This window comes from Microcoleus sp. B3-D2 (assembly GCF_036705345.1).
Lineage (GTDB): Bacteria > Cyanobacteriota > Cyanobacteriia > Cyanobacteriales > Microcoleaceae > Microcoleus.
In genome coordinates, this window is record NZ_JAUBUG010000070.1 from 26,589 (window position 1) to 35,018 (window position 8,430).

7 protein-coding genes, 1 tRNA gene and 1 pseudogene are annotated in these 8,430 nt (G+C 46.6%); 3 read left to right on the forward strand and 6 right to left on the reverse strand.

Going from position 1 to position 8,430, the window contains the following annotated elements; translation table 11 throughout:
* Positions 1-185: 185 nt before the first annotated feature.
* Positions 186-824 (reverse strand): Uma2 family endonuclease, encoded by a 639-nt coding sequence (locus tag QUB14_RS22645; protein ID WP_333219510.1) that lies wholly within the window; start codon positions 822-824, stop codon positions 186-188.
* 174 nt (positions 825-998) lie between these two features.
* The gene (gene hpf, locus QUB14_RS22650; protein WP_333120983.1) at positions 999-1,652 is read right to left on the reverse strand and encodes a ribosome hibernation-promoting factor, HPF/YfiA family; all 654 of its coding nucleotides are present in this window, start codon (positions 1,650-1,652) and stop codon (positions 999-1,001) included.
* A gap of 151 nt (positions 1,653-1,803) precedes the next feature.
* On the opposite strand from hpf, the gene lipB reads away from it, so the two are divergent.
* Together lipB and QUB14_RS22660 are read left to right on the forward strand one after the other, a co-directional pair.
* Complete coding sequence (gene lipB / locus QUB14_RS22655) at positions 1,804-2,493, forward strand: lipoyl(octanoyl) transferase LipB (protein ID WP_333219507.1); 690 nt, start codon at positions 1,804-1,806, stop codon at positions 2,491-2,493.
* 25 nt (positions 2,494-2,518) lie between these two features.
* A pseudogene (locus tag QUB14_RS22660) lies at positions 2,519-2,782 on the forward strand (IS1 family transposase); the annotation flags it as partial.
* Positions 2,783-3,376: 594 nt separating this feature from the next.
* Here QUB14_RS22660 and QUB14_RS22665 read toward each other — a convergent pair.
* Both QUB14_RS22665 and pyk read right to left on the reverse strand, forming a co-directional pair.
* Positions 3,377-3,448 (reverse strand) — tRNA-Thr (locus QUB14_RS22665).
* 94 nt (positions 3,449-3,542) lie between these two features.
* Complete coding sequence (gene pyk, locus QUB14_RS22670; protein ID WP_333219505.1) at positions 3,543-5,330, reverse strand: pyruvate kinase; 1,788 nt, start codon at positions 5,328-5,330, stop codon at positions 3,543-3,545.
* Positions 5,331-5,785: 455 nt separating this feature from the next.
* Between pyk and crtR the strand changes: the two genes are divergently transcribed.
* On the forward strand, positions 5,786-6,676 hold the full coding sequence (gene crtR / locus QUB14_RS22675) for a beta-carotene hydroxylase (RefSeq protein WP_333219503.1): 891 nt from the start codon (positions 5,786-5,788) through the stop codon (positions 6,674-6,676).
* 158 nt (positions 6,677-6,834) lie between these two features.
* On the opposite strand, the gene aroH is transcribed toward crtR, so the two are convergent.
* Positions 6,835-7,242 carry a chorismate mutase gene (gene aroH / locus QUB14_RS22680; protein WP_333219501.1) on the reverse strand — a complete coding sequence of 136 codons (408 nt, stop codon included), beginning with the start codon at positions 7,240-7,242 and terminating at the stop codon, positions 6,835-6,837.
* Positions 7,243-7,499: 257 nt separating this feature from the next.
* Positions 7,500-8,318, reverse strand: a complete 819-nt coding sequence (gene sppA / locus QUB14_RS22685) for a signal peptide peptidase SppA (protein ID WP_333155225.1) — start codon at positions 8,316-8,318, stop codon at positions 7,500-7,502.
* Between the last annotated feature and the right edge of the window lie 112 nt (positions 8,319-8,430).

The following is an 8,430-nucleotide window of genomic DNA, read 5'->3' on the forward strand; positions in this document are numbered from 1 at the left end:
CCCGCCCCCAGCCACAGATGATTTCAGGGGAATTTCAGGCATCGGGGCAACCACGGGGGGTTTGCCCCTACAAGAAAATGAAACCGCCCTGCGAAAGTCCTCATCCATCATTGTCTAAAAAACAAGAAAAAACTAAATTCCTGACTGCGAACTAACGGTTTTTAGTGAGGAAGAAAGTTCTGAGACTAGAGATTTTCCCGTACCCAATTTTTAAAAGCTTGAATAGCGTGGGTTCTACCAGCAACTTGACTCTGCTGAGTGTACTGATTCACCACTTCGATAATCGGGATATTGGGGAAAGTGGGACTCACATCAGACTCAATATATTGTTCGGTTTGCAAGACGTTGATTTGTAGCCCTCGCCGTGCGTATCGCCAAAGTTCCGGCACTCCTAGAATTTGATAATTATCCAACTGCGTGCGAGATGTCAGATCAATTTCTATAGCTAAGTCTGGGGGCGGATCAACACTCATATCGAGGCGATTTTTACCTATAACGGCTGCTTGATTTTGAATGTAAAAACAGGTATCCGGTTCGACAGCCTGACTCATGCGTTCATTTTTCAACGTTGTCGAACCTAACGACTCAAATGCTATTTGTCGTGTTTCCAACAAAATTTTTACCATGTCGCCAATAATTTCTTTAGCTTTTTCATGTTCGGGCAGAGGAACCATAATTTCTAACCGTCCGTTACTATAGGAAAGTCGGGAAGCACGACCTTCTCCCAATTCCGCCAAAATACTTTCAAATTGTTGCCAGTTCACATCCTCAACCAGTAATTGCTGACCCGGTTGAATCTTTAATTGTCTTAACTCCAATAGCATAATTGTTCATCCATTTTCTCTAGGAAACATCGCCCAAGTCCTGACTACGAATCATTATCTAAAAAAACAAGAAAGGACTAAAGTCCTTACTAAAAACTCGTGGTTCGTAGTAAGGACTTTAGTCCTTTTTTGCTAACGGCTTGCAGCCATTAACAATTAGCACTCAGCAATTATCTAGCTTTTCGCAACACTCGATTTTTCAGATGTAGCGCTTTCGGCAGTTTTGCCATTTTTGCTATTACCGTTACCGTTGCTGTGGCGCGGTTGAATAACTCCATAGCCGCTGTGACTCTTGCGTTCGTAGAGCACGTTAATTTCGCCTGTTTCCGCATTACGGAACATATAGAAATCGTGATCGATAATCTGCAATTGTTCCAAAGCTTCTTGCACAGTCATTGGAGGCATGGCAAAATACTTAGTTCGCACCACCTCAGCAGGAAGTTCGGGAGTTCGATCGCCTATCAGATCTGCTACTACAGGATGTTCATCAACTACCGTAACCGTTTTGGCACTACTCTGGGTCTTGTTGTCGTGGCGTTTTTCCTTAAATTTCCGCAGTTGACGAGCTATCTTGTCGGCAACCAAATCGATGCTAGCATAAAGGCTTTCCGTGCTTTCTTCAGCCCGAATCACGCTGCCGTTAGCATAAATTGTCACCTCAGCAGTCTGCTTAGGATTGATCCTGGGGTTACGAGCCACCGATAGATGTATGTCCACTTCTGTAGTCAAAGTTTGAAAATGGCTAACTGCCTTTTCAACCTTTTGATTGACGTACTCGCGAATCGCATCGGTGATTTCTATATTCTTACCCTGGATAACAAGCTTCATAGAGCTCCCTCCCTTCTGTAACGTGGGTATATTTTACACAGTAGCACTATGTATTCTGGAAAACACTTATCTTCCAAATCTTTTATTATATGTTGACAATTCTTGATTTAAACTGCGCCAATATTCCGTAAATACACTCTTGATTTTTTTCATGATTTCTCCTCTCATCCCTCAACAGCTAAATGCACAACCCTGCTTACTCCTCGATTGGGGACAAGTGCCCTACTCCCAAGCTTGGGAAGTCCAGCAAAAACTCGTGCAAGAACGCCGGGTAAATCCAGATTTGCCCGATGTCCTGATTTTGCTGGAACATCCGCCGGTTTACACTTTGGGAATGGGAGCAAATTTGGAATTTCTGAAATTTGACCCAAGTCAAACTGGGGCGGAACTGCACCGAGTTGAGCGGGGCGGCGAGGTGACTTACCACTGTCCGGGCCAATTGGTGGGCTATCCGATTTTAAATTTGCGCCGTCACCAACAAGATTTGCACTGGTATTTGCGGCAGTTGGAGGAAGTGCTGCTGCGGGTGCTAGAAGTTTGCGGGTTGAAGGGTTCGCGGGTTCCCGGTATGACTGGGGTTTGGGTAGATGGGTGCAAGGTAGGCGCGATCGGCATTAAAGTCAGTCGCTGGATTACGATGCACGGTTTTGCCTTAAATGTTTGTCCGGATCTCGCAGGTTTTGGGCAAATTGTACCTTGCGGGATTCCCGATCGACCTGTTGGAAGTTTAGAGCAGTTTATCCCGGGAATTGAGGTCGATCGAGTGCGATCGATTCTTGTCGCTGAGTTTGCTCGCGTTTTTGCAGTGGAAATTGTGCGATCGGAACTAATACCAATCTAAAAAAGCTTCCCGTAAGGACACTGTATTGCTCGCAGTATATCGTCAATGTGCTGTAAGTTCTACAGATTTTTGGCGTGCGTATGGGATACTTTTTCCTCAAAAAAGACACAAATTAGTAGGAAAGGATACGAGTCTGACAAACTCTCTAGAAAGATTTAATAATACGATGAGACAAAGAATATCTCGTAGGGTCAAAAAAACTCTTTAATTCTCTAAAAGACTCTCCTATCACATTGGATATCTTTGGTATTTTATTCATGAGTATAACGCCAGTTTATCTCTACAATAAAACCCCTAATTATACTGACTATGCAGGACTACCGATTTTTGGGAAGATTCCTAGGTGATCAATTAGACCTGCTACTAAGCCCAGATAATCTAAGTTTTCTACTCTCATCTCAGATGCTTTTTGCATGGGCTGCTGAATGTTCAACAGAGTGTGACGCTTCGATCGCAATTTTACCCTATTTTTGCGCGATGATTGGCTGATGCACGCGATCGCCATTCACGCATTTTGTGGCTCGAACTTGTTATATCAAATCCGTTAGCATCGGAATAGTAAATTCGAGTTCACTGTTGACGGTTGACTGTTGACAGTGAACAGTCAACAGTCAACAGTCAACCGTCAACATCATTCCGGTGTAACCGGAAATGATATTACTGCTAGGTGATTAACTCGGTTCATGACGATCGCCATTTTCACGAACTCAGATTTAACTGTTGATTTAAAAAACTCACCATATCCACCACACAAGGATTTAGGGCAAATAAAAATGCTCTCGGCTACTTTGCCGAGAGCATTTTTGAACAGTTAAACTGCGTTTTGAGCTCAGCTTGAGCTCAGTCATAGACGAAAGCGTAGACAAAAATCGCTGAAACCCAAAGCCGATGGTGGGATTTGAACCCACGACCGTTCGATTACGAATCGAATACTCTACCCCTGAGCTACATCGGCACAGACAATTTTGAATCGTAGCACAACCTAAGCGAAAAAAGCAAGGAGTTGTAGAATTTAATTCAAAACTCCACAACTCCTAGCTCACCAACAGTTAAACGGTCACTTCCGCGTCAGTTGAGCCGCCTCTGGCCCCGGAATAAACCAAACCGCGCTGCATATCGAGCGTCAGCATAGTTCCGTCCCGAATTACCCGCGTGGCATTCTTTACGCCCACCATCACCGGCACGCCCAAGCGCAAACCGATAATCGCGGCGTGAGAAGTCAAACTGTCCTCCTCCGTCACCACACCTGCTGCTTTCCGAATCATCTCCACAAAAGCGACACTGGTGTGTTCCACTACCAAAATTTCTCCAGGGTGGAAATTGCCTACATCCGCAGCAGTGCGAGCAACCCTGGCCATGCCACTCACCGATCCCAAACCGACACCGGTGCCTTTGCCTAAAACTGCTGTCACTACCTCAACTTTGATCAAATCCGTCGATCCGGCAACCCCTTGCAGAGTACCGGCGGTCATTACCACTAAATCTCCGTCGCACACTAACTCTTTTTCCTGGGCGACTGTCATGGCAGAGTGAAAAGTCTGGCCGGTGGAGGGCAAATCCAGCACCAGCAAGGGTTTTACTCCCCATACTAATTGCAGTTGTCGGGCTACGTCTACGTGAGGAGTAACGGCCAAAATCGGAGTTTTGGGTCGGAACTTCGAGACATTTCGGGCTGTGGCGCCGGTTTTGGTCAGCGTCATGATGGCCGCCGCGTTCAATTGTTCGGAGATTTGGCTGACTGCTTGGCTGATTCCGTTGGGGATCGATCGACCAATATCTTCTACATTCCTAATATTCCGCTTAATTCCTTCCCTCTCCATCCGCACCGCAATTCTCGCCATCGTCGCCACCGCTTCGACGGGGAACTTGCCGACAGCAGTTTCATTCGAGAGCATCACCGCATCAGTTCCGTCAAGAATCGCGTTTGCCACGTCGGAAATCTCGGCGCGGGTGGGACGGGGATTGTTGACCATGCTGTCGAGCATCTGGGTAGCTGTAATTACCGGAATGCCCAGGCGGTTGGAGGTAGCAATCAGCCGCTTTTGCAAAATCGGCACGTCTTCGGCGGGCAGTTCCACTCCCAAATCGCCGCGGGCGACCATCACGCCGTTGCAAAGGGTGAGAATTTCCTCCATTTGTTCGATCGCCTCGTGCTTTTCGATCTTGGCAATCACCGGTACTTGCTTGCCCGCACTGGCAATCAGCTCTTTAATTTCGAGCACATCTTGGGGATTCCGCACAAAGCTCAGGGCCACCCAATCGACACCTTGGTCGAGGCCGAACATTAAATCTTTGCGGTCTTTATCAGTCAGCGCTTTAATTGACAGGTAAACTCCCGGAAAATTCACGCCTTTGTTGTTGGAAAGCGGCCCCCCGACGACGACGCGGCAGTACAATTCCCGCGCCGCGCGGTCTACTTTTTCGACCAGCATTTCCACTTTGCCGTCGTCGAGCAGAATCACTGCTCCCTCTGGAACTTCGTCTGCTAGGGGGTCGTAGGTGACGGAAGAAATGAGTTCGGTGCCGGGAACCTGGCGGCTGGTGAGAATGAAAGGATCGCCGTTTTTGACAACTATAGAGCCTGTCTCAAAGCGCCCTAAACGAATTTTCGGGCCTTGGAGGTCTTGGAGGATGGCAACCGGTTGGTTGAGTTCAAAGGATGTTTGCCGGATTAAGCGAATGCTGCGCTCGTGGTCTTCTTCTGTTCCGTGGGAAAAGTTGAGTCGCAAAGTTGTGGCACCGGCTTCTATGAGCTGGCGCAGCACTTGTGGGTCCGAAGTTGCTGGGCCAATGGTGGCGACGATTTTAGTCCGGCGTAGGGCTTTTGGCAATTGCATCAGCGGTGTTCTGGGGAGGCAGGTGGATTTCTTGTTTAAATTTCGGCTAACGTTTCATCTTTGCACTACAAGCAATGACGCTAGTCTCAAGTCTTAAAAATTTTGATAGTCGTCAAAAAAGCAGGTATTGAACAATATATAGAATATCTGACTTTTTACCGATCGGTAATCTTTTCTTGGGGAGCGCCCTTTTTTGCAAATTTTTCCGCTCTCAGGCTTGACATAAATACAGACATACCCATTGATTTTGTTTCTTCTGCTGAGATCTTTTGGCTAATTTAGGACTGGTATCCCTGTACAACAGCAATACTTTGCTGTTTGTGCAGGCGCTAGTGTCTGGCGATCGGACTCTGTTCTTTCATGCCTTTAGGTTGAGGTTCCTGACAAAACTTTACTATTGGCTGGCTTGTATCTTATACTACGCAAGTGTGAAATATTAAGGAGTCTTAACAAAGATGTCGGAGGCAGGACGGCCGCTGACAGTGCCGAAAGAGTTTCTGAGTCCTCCCGGTGACTTCAATCCGACACTGCTGCTATTTTTGAGTGCAGTAGCGATTCTCGTGATTTCTAACTTGGGTTTCTGGTGTTGGGGATGGCCGCAGTGGTGCTGTTTTTCGCTGAACGTGTTGGCGTTGCACATGGCTGGAACTGTGATTCACGATGCGTCTCATAATGCAGCCCATCGCGATCGCACAGTTAATGCTATTTTGGGACACGGTAGCGCACTGATGTTGGGTTTTGCTTTCCCGGTGTTTACGCGGGTACATATGCAGCATCACGCCCACGTTAATGACCCAGATAACGATCCAGACCATTATGTTTCGACGGGCGGGCCTTTGTGGTTGATTGCGGCGAGGTTTTTTTACCACGAGATTTTCTTTTTTAAGCGCAAACTGTGGCGGAAATACGAATTATTGGAATGGTTTCTCAGCCGTTTGTTTGTGATCACGATCGTGTATATCTCGATTCAGTACGACCATTTAGGTTACGTGCTGAATTTTTGGTTTTCTCCCGCTATGGTGGTGGGATTGGCATTGGGGTTATTTTTTGATTATTTGCCGCACCGTCCGTTTCACGATCGCGATCGTTGGAAAAATGCCAGAGTATATCCTAGTCCTATTCTAAATATCTTGATTTTGGGGCAGAATTATCATCTAATTCATCACTTGTGGCCTTCCATTCCTTGGTACAATTACAAGCCTGCTTATGAGGCTGTGAAGCCGCTGTTGGATGAGAAAGGTTCCCCTCAAAGTTTGGGAATATTGGAAGGGAAAAAGGAATTTTGGAATTTTATATATGACATCTTTTTAGGGATTAGGCTGCATCACAAGAAAGCGGCTGATTGACCAAAAACCCGGCTTCTCAAAGAAACCGGGTTTTTTTTATAATAAAAGCTTTTAACCATATATCCCCAGGGCAGGTTTTGAACTGTATCAAGTCCCGTAAAAAATAAACCCACCTGTAATGGTGAGTTAACTTTTAAATCAAGCCCAAAGTGAATCTATTATTTTTCCCCAGCCACCGCCACCGCTAAATTCCTATCGGGGCGCAAATTTTGAGCTCCCCGCAAATAAGGATGATAAATTTCAGTATGTGCCGGCCAATTGACGTGAATTAAAAACCGGATGCAGCGTTCCAAAGCACCCTCAACGTGCATTTGCTGTACGTCCAATAAAGGAACATTACACCAGTGAGGACGTTCGCGGGCGATCGCCGCCGGGAACACAGCATCTAAATCACGAGTTGCAGAAAACGTAGCACTAATAATTAATTCTGGATTTATATCATTTTTTGCTTCTAATTCATCTAACAATTCTCTCACCGCTTCTCGAATTGCTGCCACCGAATTATCACTAGCAGTAGTTGCCCCACGAATCGCCCGCACTTGCCACTCCACGCCAATTTCCTCCATTTTAGTCAGTTGTCATCGGTCATTAGTCATTAGTCAGTAGTTATTAGTCACTAATAAGTAGTTATACTAAATTAGGCTTAAATACCCAGTTTATTTTTTAGTCCGCTAGGAGTGGACTTCGTTTGTGTAGTTTAACCTCAAACTCGAATGACGGGCGCTTCGCCACATTTGAGTTTGAGGTCAACAGATTTCAATCGCCCAATCATCCAGGGGTAACTAATGACTACTGACTCCTGACCAATGACTAATTTATTTAATCACGGGCGATACATCCACAGCGGCAAACCGCTAGTAGAAAGCTCGAATTCCAGCACATTATTGTAAGCTGAAAGCCCGGATATATCCAGACTACTCCCCAAGACGCGATTTAGGAAAGGTTTTTGTTTTTCTAGCGTGCAAGACTCGGTTTTTTCCGGGTCGAGGCCTGCGAGTTCGGCTGCAAGGCGGCGAGCGTCCTCTTCTGTTCCAAGTCGATCGACCAAACCCAATTCTAAGGCTTGCTGACCGGTAAAAACCCGACCATCGGCAAAACTTTTGACTTTCTCAACAGCCAATTTCCGGGCTTCAGCAACGGTTTCCACGAATTGCTGGTAGCTGGTGTCGATCAAGTCTTGCAGAATTTGCTGTTCAGGATCTGTCAATTCTCGATCGAATGCCAAGATATCTTTATACGGCCCCGATTTAATCACCTGAAAAGAAACGCCTACTTTTTCTAACAGCCGTTCTAGATTGTTACCCCGGATAATCACGCCAATGCTGCCGGTAATTGTACCGGGATTAGCAACGATATGCTCGGCTCCCATGCCGATGTAAACTCCGCCCGAAGCTGAAATATTGCCAAAACTGGCAACAATTTTGACTTTTTCGCGCAGACGCTTGAGTGCGCTGTAAATTTCCTGGGAATCGCCGACAGTGCCGCCGGGGCTGTCTATCCGCAGCAGCAAGGCGGGAAATTTGCGTTCTTCAACGGTTTTGAGAGCTTCTAGGACTCGTTTACGGGTTTCTCCGGCAATGGCTCCGGTGATTTCGATACGGGCGATTTGTTTGCGGTAGCGGGGCTTGAATGGCCAAATCATGGGCAGTGTACAGGCAATGTTACGGATTTGTGTAGCTGGTTGAGTCGAGGGGGGATATTATTCCCCGCCCCTCTCAGTTAGATCGGGGCGTGCGACTTTCACCGCACCCAGC

Coding starts and splice junctions, on each gene's coding strand:
- QUB14_RS22645 (WP_333219510.1), bottom strand. CDS start 824: ATGCTATTGGAGTTAAGACAATTAAAGATTCAACCGGGTCAGCAATTA.
- hpf (WP_333120983.1), bottom strand. CDS start 1,652: ATGAAGCTTGTTATCCAGGGTAAGAATATAGAAATCACCGATGCGATT.
- lipB (WP_333219507.1), top strand. CDS start 1,804: ATGATTTCTCCTCTCATCCCTCAACAGCTAAATGCACAACCCTGCTTA.
- pyk (WP_333219505.1), bottom strand. CDS start 5,330: ATGCAATTGCCAAAAGCCCTACGCCGGACTAAAATCGTCGCCACCATT.
- crtR (WP_333219503.1), top strand. CDS start 5,786: ATGTCGGAGGCAGGACGGCCGCTGACAGTGCCGAAAGAGTTTCTGAGT.
- aroH (WP_333219501.1), bottom strand. CDS start 7,242: ATGGAGGAAATTGGCGTGGAGTGGCAAGTGCGGGCGATTCGTGGGGCA.
- sppA (WP_333155225.1), bottom strand. CDS start 8,318: ATGATTTGGCCATTCAAGCCCCGCTACCGCAAACAAATCGCCCGTATC.